The sequence below is a fragment of the Acidaminococcus timonensis genome, assembly GCF_900106585.1.
Classification (GTDB): domain Bacteria; phylum Bacillota; class Negativicutes; order Acidaminococcales; family Acidaminococcaceae; genus Acidaminococcus; species Acidaminococcus timonensis.
On sequence record NZ_FNWH01000006.1, the window covers coordinates 311,909 to 328,763 of the forward strand.

General features: G+C 57.7%; 15 protein-coding genes. All 15 read left to right on the forward strand.

The window, feature by feature from the left end:
- Nucleotide 1: 1 nt before the first annotated feature.
- The 15 genes from frr (at nucleotide 2) to infB (ending at nucleotide 16,849) form a co-directional block, all read left to right on the forward strand.
- Nucleotides 2–565 carry a ribosome recycling factor gene (frr, locus tag BQ5462_RS05365; RefSeq protein WP_071142374.1) on the forward strand — a complete coding sequence of 188 codons (564 nt, stop codon included), beginning with the start codon at nucleotides 2–4 and terminating at the stop codon, nucleotides 563–565.
- A gap of 231 nt (nucleotides 566–796) precedes the next feature.
- Nucleotides 797–970, forward strand: a complete 174-nt coding sequence (locus BQ5462_RS10910) for an indolepyruvate ferredoxin oxidoreductase subunit alpha (protein WP_076978291.1) — start codon at nucleotides 797–799, stop codon at nucleotides 968–970.
- 66 nt (nucleotides 971–1,036) lie between these two features.
- On the forward strand, nucleotides 1,037–1,828 hold the full coding sequence (locus BQ5462_RS05375) for an isoprenyl transferase (RefSeq protein ID WP_071142376.1): 792 nt from the start codon (nucleotides 1,037–1,039) through the stop codon (nucleotides 1,826–1,828).
- Nucleotides 1,829–1,840: 12 nt separating this feature from the next.
- A complete protein-coding gene (locus BQ5462_RS05380) occupies nucleotides 1,841–2,671 on the forward strand; it encodes a phosphatidate cytidylyltransferase (RefSeq protein WP_071142377.1) in 831 nt (276 codons plus the stop codon).
- A gap of 9 nt (nucleotides 2,672–2,680) precedes the next feature.
- Nucleotides 2,681–3,835, forward strand: a complete 1,155-nt coding sequence (locus BQ5462_RS05385; RefSeq protein WP_071142378.1) for a 1-deoxy-D-xylulose-5-phosphate reductoisomerase — start codon at nucleotides 2,681–2,683, stop codon at nucleotides 3,833–3,835.
- 12 nt (nucleotides 3,836–3,847) lie between these two features.
- Nucleotides 3,848–4,864 carry an RIP metalloprotease RseP gene (gene rseP, locus BQ5462_RS05390; RefSeq protein ID WP_083378081.1) on the forward strand — a complete coding sequence of 339 codons (1,017 nt, stop codon included), beginning with the start codon at nucleotides 3,848–3,850 and terminating at the stop codon, nucleotides 4,862–4,864.
- Between the two features lie 10 nt (nucleotides 4,865–4,874).
- On the forward strand, nucleotides 4,875–5,942 hold the full coding sequence (ispG, locus tag BQ5462_RS05395; RefSeq protein ID WP_071142380.1) for a flavodoxin-dependent (E)-4-hydroxy-3-methylbut-2-enyl-diphosphate synthase: 1,068 nt from the start codon (nucleotides 4,875–4,877) through the stop codon (nucleotides 5,940–5,942).
- Between the two features lie 2 nt (nucleotides 5,943–5,944).
- Complete coding sequence (locus BQ5462_RS05400; RefSeq protein WP_071142381.1) at nucleotides 5,945–7,660, forward strand: proline--tRNA ligase; 1,716 nt, start codon at nucleotides 5,945–5,947, stop codon at nucleotides 7,658–7,660.
- 36 nt (nucleotides 7,661–7,696) lie between these two features.
- Complete coding sequence (locus BQ5462_RS05405; RefSeq protein WP_071142382.1) at nucleotides 7,697–8,371, forward strand: MgtC/SapB family protein; 675 nt, start codon at nucleotides 7,697–7,699, stop codon at nucleotides 8,369–8,371.
- A gap of 12 nt (nucleotides 8,372–8,383) precedes the next feature.
- Nucleotides 8,384–11,971, forward strand: coding sequence for a PolC-type DNA polymerase III (locus BQ5462_RS05410; protein ID WP_071142383.1), 3,588 nt, complete (start codon nucleotides 8,384–8,386; stop codon nucleotides 11,969–11,971).
- A 141-nt stretch (nucleotides 11,972–12,112) separates the two neighbouring features.
- The gene (locus BQ5462_RS05415; protein ID WP_071142384.1) at nucleotides 12,113–12,574 is read left to right on the forward strand and encodes a ribosome maturation factor RimP; all 462 of its coding nucleotides are present in this window, start codon (nucleotides 12,113–12,115) and stop codon (nucleotides 12,572–12,574) included.
- 24 nt (nucleotides 12,575–12,598) lie between these two features.
- On the forward strand, nucleotides 12,599–13,684 hold the full coding sequence (nusA, locus tag BQ5462_RS05420; protein WP_071142385.1) for a transcription termination factor NusA: 1,086 nt from the start codon (nucleotides 12,599–12,601) through the stop codon (nucleotides 13,682–13,684).
- A complete protein-coding gene (gene rnpM, locus BQ5462_RS05425; protein WP_071142386.1) occupies nucleotides 13,681–13,953 on the forward strand; it encodes an RNase P modulator RnpM in 273 nt (90 codons plus the stop codon). The genes nusA and rnpM overlap by 4 nt, the downstream gene beginning before the upstream one ends.
- Nucleotides 13,940–14,239, forward strand: a complete 300-nt coding sequence (locus BQ5462_RS05430) for a L7Ae/L30e/S12e/Gadd45 family ribosomal protein (RefSeq protein ID WP_071142387.1) — start codon at nucleotides 13,940–13,942, stop codon at nucleotides 14,237–14,239. The genes rnpM and BQ5462_RS05430 overlap by 14 nt, the downstream gene beginning before the upstream one ends.
- Nucleotides 14,240–14,260: 21 nt before the next feature.
- Nucleotides 14,261–16,849: a translation initiation factor IF-2 gene (gene infB, locus BQ5462_RS05435; RefSeq protein WP_071142388.1), complete on the forward strand. Its 2,589-nt coding sequence runs from the start codon at nucleotides 14,261–14,263 to the stop codon at nucleotides 16,847–16,849.
- Nucleotides 16,850–16,855: the final 6 nt, after the last annotated feature.

The following is a 16,855-nucleotide window of genomic DNA, read 5'->3' on the forward strand; positions in this document are numbered from 1 at the left end:
TATGGCAACGATTGCAGAACTGCAAACCAAGACCCAAGAAAAAATGGACAGAGCGCTGAAAGCCCTGCGTGTGGAGCTGACCAATATCCGTACCGGTCGTGCCACCCCTTCCCTGCTGGATCAGGTGAAGGTGGATTATTACGGAGCACCGACTCCTGTGACCCAGGTAGCCAATGTATCCGTACCGGAACCCCGGATGATCATGATCCAGCCCTGGGACCGGAGCCTGCTGAAAGTGATTGAAAAAGCCATCATGACCAGCGATCTGGGACTGAACCCCAACAACGATGGCCAGGTGATCCGCCTGAATCTGCCGCTTCTGACAGAAGAACGCCGGAAAGAGCTGGTGAAGGTCGTGAACAAGAAAGGCGAGGCCAGCCGGGTGGAAATCCGGAACATCCGCCGGGATTTCAACGAAGCCGTCAAGAAGATGCTGAAGGCCAAGGAAATCACGGAAGACGATTCCAAGGCAGCACTGGATAAATCCCAGAAGCTGACGGATGAATACACCAAAAAGATCGATGACACCCTTGCCCAAAAGGAAAAGGAAGTCATGTCGGTGTGATGGACACCTCCCAGAAGGCGCCCGATGTACTGGCACGGCCTTTGGCCTATGCACTCCGAAAACTGGAGGAGGCAGGCTGGCAGGTCCAGGTGGTACGGGCAGAGCCTTATTTCCATCATCAATCGCAAGTCTGGCAGGATGCTTCCGCTTATGTATTGCGGCAGACCGTTCTGCCTGACCATATAGTACAAATTCTTGTTGGTTGCAAATTCGAAGGGAGGTGTACTGATAATGGCACACAAAATTAACCAAGACGAATGCATCGGCTGCGGTTCCTGCGCTGGAACCTGCCCGGTAGGTGCAATCTCTGAAGACAACGGCAAGTACAAGGTTGACGAAGCCAGCTGCATCGATTGCGATGCTTGCACCGGCGCTTGCCCGACTGGCGCTATCAAAGCTGAATAAGCTTGTAGCGTATTGCGCAGCCCGCGTATGCAGGCTGCGCAAATTTTTTTATAAGGGAAGGTTTGTATGCTGAAAAAATTATTGGGATTGACCTTGCCGAATTGTAAAGACCCGGAAGGACGGGAAGTGGATCTTTCCCAGATCCGGCCGGAACTGGTGCCCCAGCATGTAGCCATCATCATGGATGGCAACGGACGGTGGGCACGGGCACAGGGAAAACCTCGCACCTTCGGCCATGCAGCCGGTGCCCGGACCCTGCGGCGCATCGTGAAATTTGCGGACAAACTGGGTATCAAGGCCCTGAGCGTGTATGCCTTTTCTACGGAAAACTGGAAACGGCCCATTACAGAAGTCCATTTCATCATGGATCTTCTGGTGGAATATCTGACCAAGGAACTGGAAGAATTCAATCAGTACAATGTACGGATCCGGTTCATGGGAGCCCGGGAGGGACTGCCGGATGCGGTCCTGGAAAAAATGGATCACGCCCTGGAAGTGACCAGAGACAATACGGGCATCATCCTGAACATCGCAATCAATTACGGCGGACAGCGGGAACTGGTGGGGGCCATGAAAGAAATCGCCACCCTGGTGAAGGAAGGCCAGCTGCAGCCGGAAGACATAAATGAAAAAACCATCGAAGAGCACCTGTACACCCGGGGGATGCCGGCACCGGATCTGTTGATACGGACGGGAGGCGACCTGCGGGTGAGCAACTTCATGCTGTGGCAGATTGCCTACTCAGAGTTCTGGACCACGCCGGTTTTCTGGCCGGATTTCTCCGAGGAACTTCTGGCGGAAGCGGTGCTCAGCTACGAGAAACGGGATCGCCGGTTCGGCGGCCTGAACCAGAAATAAGAGGCGAAGACTATGGGACAACGAATCCGGACGGCCATCGTGGCCATTCCGATTGCACTGTGTTTGATCAAACTGGGAGGGCTGCCCTTTGCCCTGGGCGTGCTGCTGCTGGGTCTGGTGGGCTTCCGGGAATTCCAGGATATGCTCACGAAGGATGGCATCCAGGTCTATCGGGCCATGGGGATGGCCGGCACCTGCCTGCTGATCCTGGCAGCCGGGGCGGGGCATGGGGACTGGCTGCTGCCCCTGGTGACCCTGTTCTCCCTGCTGGTGATGCTGGAGGGACTGTATTGCTATGCCCAGGGGCATTTTCCCGAGAACACCGGCCTGACCTGTATGGCCCTGGTGTACCTGGGCCTGCCCTTTGCCCATTTCATCCTGCTCCGGGAACTGACGGGCCCCGTGCATACCCTGCCCCTGTGGGGACCGATGAGCCTGGGGGAAGCCCTGCTCTGGACCGTCATGTTCGCCACCTGGGCCAGTGATACCTTTGCCTACTTTGGCGGCCGGGCTTTCGGCAGGACGAAGCTGCTGCCCCGGGTCAGCCCTAAGAAAACCCGGGAGGGAGCCCTGTGCGGGTTCATCGGGTGTGTGCTGACCGTCTGGCTGCTGGGAAATGTCTGGCTGGGCTATCCGCTGCTCCCCGTCCTGCTCCTGGGCATCGGTATCGGGATCTTTGCCCCTCTGGGGGATCTGGTGGAAAGCATCCTGAAGCGGTCCTGTGACATCAAGGATTCCGGGAATTTCTTCCCTGGCCACGGAGGCGTGCTGGATCGGTGCGACAGCCTGATCTTCTCCGTGCCTTTTGCCTATTATTTCATAACCTTGTTCTTATTGCCCTAAGGAGGCACTATGAAGAAAATCGCGATTTTGGGGTCCACCGGTTCCATCGGGACCCAGACCCTGGATGTGGTGGCTGCCAATCCGGAGCGCCTGATGGTTGTGGCCCTGGCGGCCCATCAAAATGATGACTTGCTGGAAAAGCAGATCCGGAAGTTCCATCCGCTGGTGGCGGCTCTTTCGGACGAACAGGCAGCCCGGCGGCTGCGGCAGCGATACGACGGCCCTACGGAGATTCTCAGCGGACCGGAAGGGGTTATGGCCGTGGCCACCTGCAGCGACGCCGATACGGTTGTGGGAGCCATGGTTGGTTATGCAGGGCTGAAACCCACCCTGGCGGCCATTGCGGCCGGGAAGAACATCGCCCTGGCCAACAAGGAGACCCTGGTGGCAGCCGGCAGCCTTGTCATGGATGCCATTAAGAAGAAGGGCGTCCAACTGACTCCTGTGGACAGTGAACACAGTGCCATCTTCCAGTCCCTTCAGGGGAATCAGCACAAAGACCTGAAACGGATCCTGCTGACGGCTTCCGGGGGCCCCTTCCGGGGCAGGAGCAGGGAGGAACTGGAGCACGTGACAGTGGAACAGTGCCTGCACCATCCCACCTGGACCATGGGTACCAAGGTGACCATTGATTCTTCCACCCTGGCCAATAAAGGTCTGGAAGTCATCGAGGCCCACTGGCTGTTCGACGCACCCTATGAGAAAATCGTGCCCATCATCCATCCCCAGAGCATCGTCCATTCGCTGGTAGAATACAGCGACGGGGCAGTGATCGCCCAGTTGGGTGTGGCTGACATGAAGCTGCCCATCCAGTATGCTCTCAGCTATCCGGACCGGTGGCCTGTGGCCTTTGACCAGCTGGACCTGGTCCAGTGCGGGGCTCTTACGTTCTTTGCGCCGGATACCCGCGTGTTCCGGGCACTGCCCCTGGCCATCCAGGCCGGAAAGGCCGGTGGCATCCTGCCCTGTGTGTTCAATGCGGCCAACGAGGTGGCGGTGGCATCTTTCCTGCAGGGGAAACTGACCTTTCTGGGCATTGCCGATCTGATTGAAAAAGTGCTGGAGGCCACACCGAATGTACCGGCGGATTCCTATGAGACCATCGTGGAAGCCGATCGGACGGCCCGGCAGCGGGCGGAAGCCTTCGTGGGGCAGGCACAGTAGGAGGAAGAAATTTTGCTGACGATCCTGGCAGCCATCGTGTTATTCGGTGTGCTGATTACGGTCCATGAACTGGGCCATTTCCTGGTGGCCAAAGGTACGGGGATGCTGGTAACGGAATTCTCCATCGGCTTTGGCCCCAAACTGATCCAACGGAAAATCGGGGAGACCTTGTATTCCCTGCGGCTGTGCCCTCTGGGAGGCTATAACCGGATTGCCGGTATGGAACCGGGTGAACCGGTGACGCCCCGGGGTTTCAATGGCCGTCCCCTGTGGGCCCGGATGCTGGTGATCCTGGCCGGGCCCTTTATGAACTTCCTGCTGCCGGTGGTGATTTTCTTCGGAGTGTTCGCCACCAGCGGCCTGGACATACCAGTGGACAAACCCGTCGCCGGGTCTCTGATGGCCGGGTATCCGGCTGTGGAAGCGGGCCTTCAGGAAGGGGATACCATCCTGCGCATCAACGGCCAGCCCCTGACCCGCTGGAAGGACATCAACAGCCTGGTGCAGGCCAACGGACCCGTACCGGCGAAACTGCTGGTGCAGCGGGGCGACCGCCAGCTGGAACTGACCCTGAAGCCCCAATATGACGGGCAGAGCGGACGGTTCCTGATTGGCATTAAGCCACCGGTGGAACACCGGGAGCTGGGTGTGGGAGAGAGCCTGAAAACGGCGGTTACTTCCGTGTGGAGGATTTCCACTGCCATGGTGGATGGTCTGCGGAAAATTGTCACCGGCAAGGTGAACGCAGAAATCTCCGGTCCCATCGGCGTGGCCCATATGGCCGGAGATGTGGCCGCCCAGGGCGTCATTCCGTACCTGGAATTCATGGCGTTCCTGAGCCTGAACCTGGCCGTTTTGAACCTGGTGCCGATCCCGGCCCTGGACGGTGGCCAGTTCCTGGTGCTGGTGGTGGAAGGCCTGCTGGGCCACGCCCTGGCACCCCGGGCCAAAGAGCTGATCCAGCTGGTGGGCGTGGCCTGCATCATCGCACTGACCCTTTTTGCCACCATGCATGATCTGCTGCATTAGGAGGGAAAATATGGAAAGAAGAAAATCCCGTCCGGTCACCATTGGCCGTGTGACCATCGGTGGAACCCATCCGGTGGCGGTCCAATCCATGACCAATACCAAAACAGAGAATGTGGCTGCCACGGTGGAGCAGATCCATCGGCTGACAGAACGGGGCTGTGAGATCATCCGCTGTGCCGTGCCAACCCTGGAGGCGGCCAAAGCCCTGGCGGACATTAAGAAACAGATTGCCATTCCCCTGGTTGCCGACATCCATTTTGATTATCGGCTGGCTCTCCAGGCCCTGGAAAGTGGGGTGGATGCCCTGCGGCTGAACCCGGGGAACATCGGAGGCCGGGACCGGGTGGAAAAGGTGGTCACCGCTGCCAAAACCCGTCAGGTCCCCATCCGCATCGGGGTGAACGCCGGCTCCCTGCCCAGGGACCTGCTGGCCAAATACGGTCACCCTTCGGCCCAGGCCATGGTGGAAGCAGCCTGGCGGCATATTCATATTTTGGAAGAGATGGATTATAATAATATCGTCATTTCCTTAAAGGCCCATGATGTGCCCCTGACCCTGGAAGCCTACCGGCTCATGGCCAGGGAATGCGACTATCCCCTCCATGTGGGGGTGACGGAAGCCGGCACCATCCACAGTGGCCTCATCAAAAGCGCTGTGGGCATTGGGACCCTGCTGGCTGAGGGCATCGGCGATACCATCCGGGTTTCTCTGACCGGGGATCCGCTGGCGGAAATCGATGCCGGGTTCGAGATCCTGAAATCCCTGGGCCTGCGGCAGCACGGACCCACCCTGGTGTCCTGTCCCACCTGCGGTCGGACCAGTGTGAGCCTGGAAAAAATGGCCCGGGAAGTGGAGACCCGTCTGTCGCACATCCGGCAACCCATCACCGTAGCCGTGATGGGCTGTGTGGTGAACGGCCCCGGGGAAGCCCGGGAAGCAGACGTGGGCATTGCCGGCGGCTGCGGAGAAGGGCTGATCTTCCGCAAGGGAAAGATCCTGCGGAAAGTGCCGGAAGACCGGCTGGTTGAAGAGTTGTTCAATGAAATCGATACAATCATCAAAGAAAGGAAGAACTGAGAATGCGCGTTTCCCAATTGTATGCACCTACATTACGAGAGGTACCGGCAGAAGCTGTGATTGAAAGCCACAAGCTGATGCTGCGGGCCGGCTATATCCGAAAGGTGGCCGGCGGCCTGTACAGCTATCTGCCCCTGGCCTGGCGGAGCCTGCGGAAAATCGAACAGATCATCCGGGAGGAAATGGTTCCCACGGGTGCCCAGGAAATCATGATGCCGGTGCTGCAACCTTCTGAAATCTGGCAGGAGAGCGGCCGGTGGCCTGCTTACGGTGCCGAAATGTTCAAACTGAAAGATCGGCACGGCCGTGATTTCTGTCTGGGGCCCACCCACGAGGAACTGGTGACCACCCTGGTGCGGGACGACCTGCGTTCTTACCGGCAACTGCCTGTGACCCTGTACCAGATCCAGAGCAAATTCCGGGATGAGAAACGGCCCCGGTTCGGCCTGATGCGCAGCCGGGAATTCATCATGAAGGATGCCTATTCCTTTGATAAAGATGCGGAAGGGCTGGATAAATCCTACCAGGACGAATACGATGCCTACAGCCGGATCTTCACCCGGTGCGGACTGGATTACCGTCCGGTGGAAGCCGACAGCGGTGCCATCGGCGGCAAGGGCAGCCATGAATTCATGGCCCTGGCGGACAGCGGCGAAGCCGGTATCGTGTACTGTGATACCTGCGAATATGCAGCGGACGTGGAAAAGGCCGAATGTGCCGCCATTCCCGCTGCTGATGAAGCTCCCCGGGAACTGGAAAAGAAGGAAACGCCGGGGTGCAATACCATTGAAGCCGTATGCAAGTTCCTGCAGGCTCCCATTGAAAAGAGCGTAAAGGCTGTGGCTTTTGTCACCGATGAAGGGAAACTGGTCCTGTGCTTTGTCCGGGGCGACAAAGAAGTGAATGACACCAAAGTGGTGAACGTGGTGGGCTGCAACGAAGTGGACATGGCTCCTGATGACCTGATCCGGGAAGCCGGTACTGTACCGGGCTTCATGGGTCCGGTGGGGCTGGATCCGGAAAAGACCATCATCATCATCGACCATTCTGTGATGAATATGCACAATGTGTGCTGCGGCGCCAACGAAAAGGATATGCATTACGTGAACGCCGAGCCTTCCCGTGACTTCCGCTACACCTACGTGGACGATATCAGTACCGCAGTGGCCGGGGACAAATGTCCTCACTGCAATGGCCATCTGAAGGAAGCCCGGGGCATCGAAGTGGGACAGGTGTTCAAGCTGAACACAAAATACAGTGAAGCCCTGCATGCCACCTACCTGGACGTGGATGGAAAGGAACATCCGCTGGTCATGGGCTGCTACGGCATCGGCGTAGGCCGTACCCTGGCTGCTGCCATCGAACAGCATCACGATAAGGACGGTATCATCATGCCCAAAAACATCGCACCGTACCAGGTGATGGTGCTGGCCATGAATGTGAAGGACGAGGAAAGTTACAACAAGGCCATTGAAATCCACGACGCCCTGAATGCAGCCGGCATTGATGCCCTGCTGGACGACCGGGATGAACGGGCCGGTGTGAAATTCAAGGATGCCGATCTGATCGGCTGCCCGCTGCGGATCGTGGTAGGGCCCAAGACCATGAAACGCAATGCCATGGAAACCAAGCTGCGCTGCAATGGGGAGATGCAGGATGTATCCTTTGAGGGGGATTACATCCAGGCCATCCGGGACATCCTGGACAAGGCACTGTAATCAATCCGGTTGGAGTAGGATCAAGGAGGTGGAACCATGGACACATTGCTGGCACAGCTGACGCTGCGCATCCTCCTGGCGGCGTTCCTGGGTGGCCTGATCGGCCTGGAACGGAGCGCCGGCGACCGGCCTGCGGGGCTCAGGACGCATGTACTGGTGGCCACCGGTTCCGCCCTTTTGATGGTGATTTCCATCTACGGAACTGACGGATATACCCAGGCACGGGATCCTTCCCGGATTGCCTCCCAGGTGGTGAGCGGCATCGGTTTTTTGGGTGCCGGTACCATTCTTCATGAAGGGCTCACTGTCAAGGGCCTGACCACTGCCGCCAGTCTGTGGATCGTGTCGGCCATCGGGCTGACCGTGGGCTGCGGCATGATCGCCCTGGGCATCTTTGCTACAGGGATCACGCTGGTGACCCTGATCATGATCCGGGGACTGGAGAAGAAGGTGCTGCCCGTGGGGCGGTCCACCAAGTGCGTCCTCCATGTGCTGGTGAGACGGAATCCGGAAAACATGATGGAGGTCATGGACTATCTCCAGGAACGGAACATCAAGACCCGGATCCTGGGCATGCGGAACGATCCCCAGCGCAATGTGCTGGAAGTGGATCTGGCCGTGAAAATCGGCAAGTATTACAATGCCAATGCCATCATCGATGGCTTGAAGAATACCAGGGCGGTGCAGAGCATTGTCCTGAAAGATGAATGATTTGAGGTTGGAATGAGCTGTTATAAAATCGTACCCAACAGGCATTGCTTCCTGGATTTCATGGTGACCCTGGAACTGAGTCCGGAACAGCGTCACTGTGTGGAAACGTTCCCCATCCGGTTTGTGGAAGTGGATGAGGAACGCAATACCTGGAAAATCAATTATGATGCAGCAGCTACGCCTCTGGAGCAGCAGGAACTGGCAGCGGTCGCGAAAAAGCTGGCCGCTGCCTGTTCTGTTGCCCAGGTGACGTTCGTGAACCAGAATGCAGACAATCTGGCGGCTCCCTGCCTGGAAGACCAGGACATTCCCCTGCCGCCGGAGCCCTCGGAAGAGGAGGAACCACCGTTGCCGGATGAGCCTCCGGAGGAGGATCAGGATTTCTTCCAGAGCGAGGAATACCAGAAGGCCCTGGCCAGCGTGGCCAGCCAGACGGCGGAGGGACGGAAGAAGGATGGTGTGGTCTACGGCCGGAAAATCACAAAGAAGGCCCGCACCATGGCCGAAGTGGTGGAAGAAGAGAACGGCGTGGTGGTGGAAGGCACCGTGGTGGGGTTCGATGAACGGGAACTGCGCACCGGGGCCATTATGCTCACCATCAAGGTGGCGGACGATACCGAAGGCCTGTTCGTGAAGATCCGCTTCGGCCAGAGGAATGAAGGCAACGATATTGCCCAGAACCGGAAGGAATGTGCCCAGCTGCAGCAGCAGATCCCGGAAGGGACGAAGGTCAAGATGCAGGGGAACATCACGGTGGACAAGTATGCCAATTCGGAACTGGTCATGGTAGGGGTAAAGGGGATCATGGTGGAACCCTCTGATTCCCGGGAAGATCACGCTGAGACCAAGCGGGTGGAGCTTCACTGCCATACCAAGATGAGCAAGATGGACGGGCTGACGCCCATCGAGAAACTGGTGGACACGGCGGTGGCATGGGGTCACAAGGCCCTGGCCCTGACGGACCACGGGGTAGTGCAGGCGTTTCCCTTTGCCTACGATGAGGCCAAAAAGCTGCGGGATAAAAACGGCTGGGAAATCAAGCTGATCTATGGTTGTGAAGGCTATCTGTGCCACAGCCGGGAGGACAAGAAAAATTATCACATCATCCTGCTGGCGAAAAATGTGGAGGGACTGCGGAACCTGTATCGTCTGGTTTCGCTGAGCCATCTGCAGTATTTCGGCGGCAAGCCCAAACGGCCCAGATTGACCAAGGGCCTCCTGGACCAGTATCGGGACGGGATCATCGTGGGTTCGGCCTGTGCGGCCGGGGAAGTGTACCGGGCCATCCTGGCCGGGGTGGACCATGAGGAACTGAAGGAAATCGCCTCTTACTACGATTATCTGGAAATCCAGCCTACCGGCAACAACAATTACCTGATCCGGGATCCCCGGTTCCCCAACATCACCAGCGTGGAAGATCTGCAGGATATCAACCGGCAGATCCTGGCTCTGGGGGATGAACTGGGAAAAATGACCGTGGCAACCTGTGACGTGCACTTCCTCAATCCGGAAGATGCCCTGGCCCGGAAGATCCTCCAGGCCGGCATGGGCTATCCGGATGAGGAACAGCCGCCCCTGTACTTCCGTACCACGGAGGAGATGCTGGCAGAATTCGACTACCTGGGCGATCGGGCCTACGAAGTGGTGGTGGAGAACCCCAACAAGATCAACGATAGGGTGGAACGGTTCAAGCCGGTGCCTGACCGGGACCAGCTGTATTCGCCCTCCATCCCCGGCGCCAAGGAAAAGGTGCAGTCCCTGAGCTATGCCCAGGCCCATGCCTGGTACGGGCCCAAACTGCCCAAGATCGTGGAGGACCGGCTGAAACTGGAACTCTCTTCCATCATCGGCAACGGGTTCTCTGTGCTGTACTACATTGCGCACCTGCTGGTAAAGAAATCCAACGACGACGGCTATATGGTGGGCTCCCGGGGGTCTGTAGGATCCTCTTTCGTAGCCACCATGCTGAACATCACCGAAGTGAATCCGCTGGTACCCCATTACCGGTGCCCCCATTGCTTCCACACGGAATTCTTTACCGACGGCAGTGTGGAAAGCGGCTTCGACCTGCCGGAGAAGAACTGTCCTGAATGCGGGACCCCCATGATCCGGGACGGACACAACATCCCGTTCGCTGTATTCCTGGGATTCCACGGGGATAAAGTTCCCGATATCGATCTGAACTTCTCCGGAGAATACCAGCCCCGGGCCCATAAGTACACGGAAGAACTGTTCGGCCGGGACAACGTGTTCCGGGCCGGTACCCTGGGCACCATCAAGGACAAGACGGCTTACGGGTACATCAAGAAATATTACGAAACCCGGGGCGAACCCAAACGGACTGCCTTCATTGAAAGCCTGATCCCTAAACTGGCCGGGGTGAAGCGGACCACCGGCCAGCATCCCGGCGGTATCGTGGTCATTCCCCGGAACCTGGACGTGCATTATATCACGCCTGTTTCCCACCCGGCGGATGACCCGGAATGCGGGACCATCACCACTCATTACGATTTCCACTCCATTGACGAACGGATCGTCAAGCTGGACATTCTGGGCCACGATGATCCCACGGTGATCAAGATGCTGGACCGGATGCTGGGCGAGGATTACTGTAAGCACATCCCCATCGGGGACAAGGATACCATGGAACTGTTCCTGAGCACCAAATCCCTGGGGGTTACCCCGGAGCAGATCGGTACGGATGTGGCCACCTATGGGGTACCGGAATGCGGCACCCGATTCGTGCGCCAGATGATCTCGGACGTTAAGCCCAAGAATTTTTCCGATCTGCTGCGGATTTCCGGGTATTCCCATGGGACGGACGTGTGGCTGAACAATGCCCAGGACCTGATCAGGGCCGGGACGCCTACAGAGGATACCATTTCCACCCGTGACGATATCATGAACTGGCTGATCAACAAAGGCATGGAACCCAGCATGGCATTCGGCATCATGGAATGGAGCCGGAAGGGGAAGGCCCACAAAAAAGGATTCAAGCCCGAACAGCTGGAAGCCTTCAAGAAAGCCCACATCCCCGAGTTCTACATCAAGGCCTGCACTACGCTGCAGTACCTGTTCCCGAAGGCCCACGCCGTGGCCTACGTGCTGTCGGCCTACCGGATCGCCTACTGCAAGGTGCACCATCCCAGGGAATTCTATGCGGCCTACTTCACCGTGCGGGCGCCCCACTTTGATTACGCCCTGGTCCACAAGGGCCTGGACTATATGAAGCGGTTCATCAAGAATGTTACCGCCCAGGGCACCAAGGCTTCGGTGAACGACAAGGATGCAGCCACCTACATGGAACTGTGCGTGGAGATGCTGGAACGGGGATTCGTCTTCGAGAACGTGGACCTGTACAAGTCCGACGCCCACAGGTTCCTGGTCACGGAAAAGGGGCTGCTGCCGCCTTTGGGTGCCATTGGCGGCATCGGCGGCGTGGCGGCGGAAGGCATCGTGGAAGCCCGGAAAAAGGGACCTTTCATTTCTCAGGAGGATCTGCGGAACCGGGCCAAGATCAGCACGGCCAACGTGGAGATCCTGGACGAACTGGGCATCCTGGAAGGCATGCCCAAGACGGATCAGATCGAGCTTTTTTAAAGGGGTGCCGCCACGCGGCACCTTTTCCTTGCCATTTCCTTTCCCCGGTGATATAATATTTTAGAAAACTGAGGCAGACCTTAGAGAGTGGGTATTTTATACCCGCTCTTTCGTTTACTAGGAAAGAAGCAGAGGTGCCTAATGGACAAAAAGAAAATCACCGAACGGGTGACGGCCCTGGTGACTCCCATTGTGGAGGCTGCGGGGCTTGAACTGGTGGATGTGGAGTATGTGCGGGAACGGGACTGGTTCCTGCGGGTCTTCATCGACAAGGAGGGCGGCATCGACATCGATGACTGCTCGGCGGTCAGCAACGCCCTGGCCAAAAAACTGGATGAAGAGGATTTCATCAGAGAAAAATACTATCTGGAAGTTTCTTCCCCCGGCATCGATCGTCCCCTGAAAAAGGACAAGGACCTGGTTTCTCATTACGGGACCCGGGTGGATCTGGCCTTCTTCGCTCCCTACGAGGGAAAGAAGCAGATGACGGCGGTGCTCCAGTCCCACGACCAGGACAACCTGGTCCTGACCGACGAGAAGAACAAAGAACTGACCATTGCACGGAAACTGATCGCTTCCGTGCGGCCCCATATCGATTTTTAAAGAAGTTAGAGGAGGAAATAAGAAGTGAATGCGGATTTCGTGAAAGCCATTGCGCTCTTGGCCAAGGAGAAGGGGATTTCTCCGGATATCTTGTACAGTGCAGTGGAGGAAGCCCTGATCACCGCCTATAAGAAAAACTACGGTTCTGCCCAGAATGTACGGGTTTCCATGCATAAAGAAACCGGGGAGATCCATGTGTATGCCCGGAAGAACATTGTGGAGGAAGTCACGGATCCGACTACGGAAATCAGCCTGGCTGATGCCCAGAAGCTGAACAGCCACTATCAGGCAGGGGATATCCTGGAAACGGAAGTCACCCCCAAGAACTTCGGCCGCATTGCTGCCCAGAACGCCAAGCAGGTGATCGTACAGCGGATCCGGGAAGCGGAACGGGGAATGGTGTATGAACGGTACTCCGACCGGGAAAATGATATCGTCACCGGTACGGTGCAGCGGATCGAAGGCCATAACGTGTTCATCGACCTGGGCACCGCCGAAGGCCTGCTGCTGCCCAACGAACAGATCCCTCATGAAACCTACGAGTTCCATGAACGTCTGAAATGCTATGTGGTGGAAGTGAAGAAGACCACCAAGGGTCCCCAGATCATCTTGAGCCGGACCCATCCCGGCCTGTTGAAACGGCTGTTCGAACTGGAAGTCTCTGAAATCCAGGATGGCACTGTGATCATCGACAGCGTGGCCCGGGAACCGGGTATGCGCAGCAAGATCGCCGTGCACAGCACCAATCCCAGCGTGGATCCGGTGGGTGCCTGCGTGGGTCCCAAGGGCGTGCGGGTACGCGCCATCGTGGACGAACTGCGGGGCGAGAAAATCGATATCGTGAAGTACAGCGACGATCCGGAAGAATACGTGGCCAACGCCCTGTCTCCTTCCAAGGTGGTCTCTGCTACGGCGGACAAAGATGAAAAAATCTGCCGGGTGGTGGTACCGGATTATCAGCTGTCCCTGGCCATCGGCAAGGAAGGGCAGAACGCCCGTCTGGCAGCGAAACTGACCGGCTGGAAGATCGACATCAAGAGCGAATCCCAGGCGGCGGCAGCAGCTCAGGAAGCCGAAAAGGCCCCTGAGGAAAGCGGTGAGGATGCATGAAGGCCAAGAAAATTCCCCAGCGGACCTGCATCGGCTGTGGAGAAGTGAAAAATAAAAAAGATATGGTCCGGATCGTCCGTTCCCCCGAGGGGAATGTGAGCCTGGACCGTTCCGGCAAGAAACCGGGCCGGGGCGCCTATGTGTGCCCCGACGCCGCCTGCATTGAAAAGGCATTCCAGAGCAAAGGCCTGGAACGGGCCCTGCAGGTGAAAGTTTCGCCGGAAACCAAGGAAGCCTTACTGGCGGAGCTCTCCCATGAAAACGGATGAGCAACTCTGCTTTGCATTGGGCCTGGCCCAGAAGGCGGGCAAGCTGGCATCCGGTGATCAGGGCATATGGGACACGCTGAAAAAGAAAGGGCGTGCCCGCTATGTGCTGATTGCCGCAGATGCCTCCCAGCGCACGACAGAAAAAATCGTGCACTGGTGCGACGCCAACCAGGTCCCTTACGGAAAACGCCTGGACCGGGTACGGCTGGGTGCGGCCATCGGGAAAGCACCCCGGGCTGCAGTGGTCGTCCTGGACGACAATTTTCGAAAGATGATGGGGTTTTAGGGTAACAATGGAGGTGTGCGGATGACAAAATATAGAATCTATGAGATTGCCAAAGAAATGAACCTGGACAACAAGAAGGTCCTGAGTTTCCTGGCTGACCATAAAATCAGCGTAAAGAACCATATGAGCACGGTGGAAGCCAATGTGCGGGATATGATCATCAAGGGCCTGAAGGACAACAAGGGCCCGGTGAAAGCGGCGGCCCAGAAGGTACAGGCCAGGGCCGCCCAGGTGGTGAAACCGGTGGCCGACAAAGTGGCCCAGGTGAAACAGGATGTGGCTGTGGGCAAGGCAGCCATCCAGGCCAGCCATGAGGCACAGCAGAAGGCTCAGGCCCACACGGAACAGAACCGGGACCGCCGGGAGACCCGCAGCGACCGCAACGAGCGCCATGGGGACAATCGCCATCAGGGCGAACGGAACTCCAGCAACAACGGCCGCCGGGAAGGCAGACGTCCGGAAGGAAACCGCCAGAACGGCGGACAGAACCGGGATAACGGCCGCCGCTCCGACCGGCCCCAGAATGCCGGCAGCCGGAATGGCAGCGGCAGCACTCGGTTTGCCCATAACGACCGGAACAATGACCGGAACGGGAACAACCGGAACGGCAGCAACAACAGGAAACCCCAGAACAATCGGCCGAACAAACCGTCTGCTGCAGTGAACATGAACAGTGCCCATGCCGGCAAGGATATGGGCAAGCGGAACAACAACCACAACCATCAGGAAAAACGGGAGAAGATCAAGGGCTCGTACGCTACCCGGGAAGACCGTCCGACCCGCAGTGCCGATCATATGATGAAGAATCACAAACACAAGAACAACAACAACCGAAATGCTGCACCGGCCAAAAAGACCGAAGTGGTGAGACCTTCCAGCATCGAGGTGGGCGAAAGCATCAGCGTGAAGGATTTTGCCAAACTGCTGTGCCGTGACGTGAACGAAGTCATCAAGAAATTGTTCATGCTGGGCAAGATGGTGACCATCAACCAGGAAATCGACCACGAAACGGCCGAACTGGTGGGCATGGACTTCAACTGTGAAATCAAGGAACCGCCGCCTGAAGCAGATCCCACGGAAGTGCCAGAAGTGGAAGATGACCCGGCTCTGCGGGTGCCCCGTCCTCCTGTGGTGACCGTCATGGGCCACGTGGACCATGGTAAGACCTCTCTGCTGGATGCCATCCGGAAGACCAACGTGACGGCACGGGAAGCCGGCGGTATCACCCAGCACATCGGTGCGTACCGGGTCATTTGCCAGGGCCGGCCCATCGTGTTCCTGGATACCCCGGGTCACGAAGCCTTTACGGCCATGCGTGCCCGTGGTGCCCAGGTGACGGATATCGCCGTGCTGGTGGTGGCTGCCGATGACGGCGTCATGCCCCAGACCATTGAAGCCATCAACCATGCCAAATCCGCCAAGGTGCCCATCATCGTGGCCATCAACAAAATCGATAAGGAAGGGGCCAACCCGGACTTCGTCATGCAGCAGTTGTCTGAACACGGCCTGATCCCGGAAGCCTGGGGTGGCGACACCATCATGGTGCCTGTATCTGCCCGTCAGAAGACCGGTATCAGTGACCTGCTGGAAATGATCCTGCTGGTGGCCGATATGCTGGAACTGAAAGCCAACCCGAAACTGCCGGCCCACGGCACTGTCATCGAAGCCAAGCTGGATAAGGGCAGAGGCCCTGTGGCTTCTGTGCTGATTGACCGGGGCACCCTGCACATCGGGGACTCCATCCTGGTGGGGACCTGCTACGGCAAAGTCCGTGCCATGGTGAACGACCGGGGTGAAAAGGTGAAAAAGGCGCTGCCTTCCACCCCTGTGGAAGTCCTGGGCCTGAATGATGTGCCCCAGGCCGGGGACATCATGGATGCCTGTGACGAACACATTGCCCGGAGTGTGGCTGAAAAGCGGATGGCCAAGGCCAAGGAAGAAGAACAGAAGAAGGCCAAGGTCTCCCTGGACGATATCTTCAACCGGATCCAGGAAGGGGAACTGAAAGACCTGAACATCGTGGTGAAGGCCGACGTGCAGGGTACCATCCAGGCTCTGGAACAGGCCCTGGGCAAGATCAAGAACGATGAAGTGAAAGTGGTCATCGTGCACTCTGGCGTAGGTGCCATCAACGAATCCGACGTGATGCTGGCCTCTGCGGCCAATGCTCTGATCATCGGTTTCAACGTGCGGCCGGACGCCAATGCCCGGAAGACGGCGGAAGCCGAAAAAGTGGATATCCGGACCTACCGGGTCATCTACGATGCCCTGAACGATGTGCAGGCTGCCATCAAGGGTATGCTGGCACCCAAGTTCAAGGAAAAGATCATCGGCCATGTGGAAATTCGGAAGGTGATCCCCATCAACAAGATCCTGATTGCCGGGGCCTATGTGAAGGATGGGAAAATCACCCGGACCTGCAAGATCCGCCTGATCCGCAACGGCATCGTGGTCCACGAAGGGGAACTGGATTCCCTGCGCCGGTTCAAGGATGATGTGAAAGAAGTGGCCGCCAGCTACGAATGCGGCCTGACCCTGAAAGATTATCGGGATATCAAGGAAGGCGACCAGCTGGAAGCCTATGTGATGGAAGAAGTGGCCGCCGAATAAGGAGAG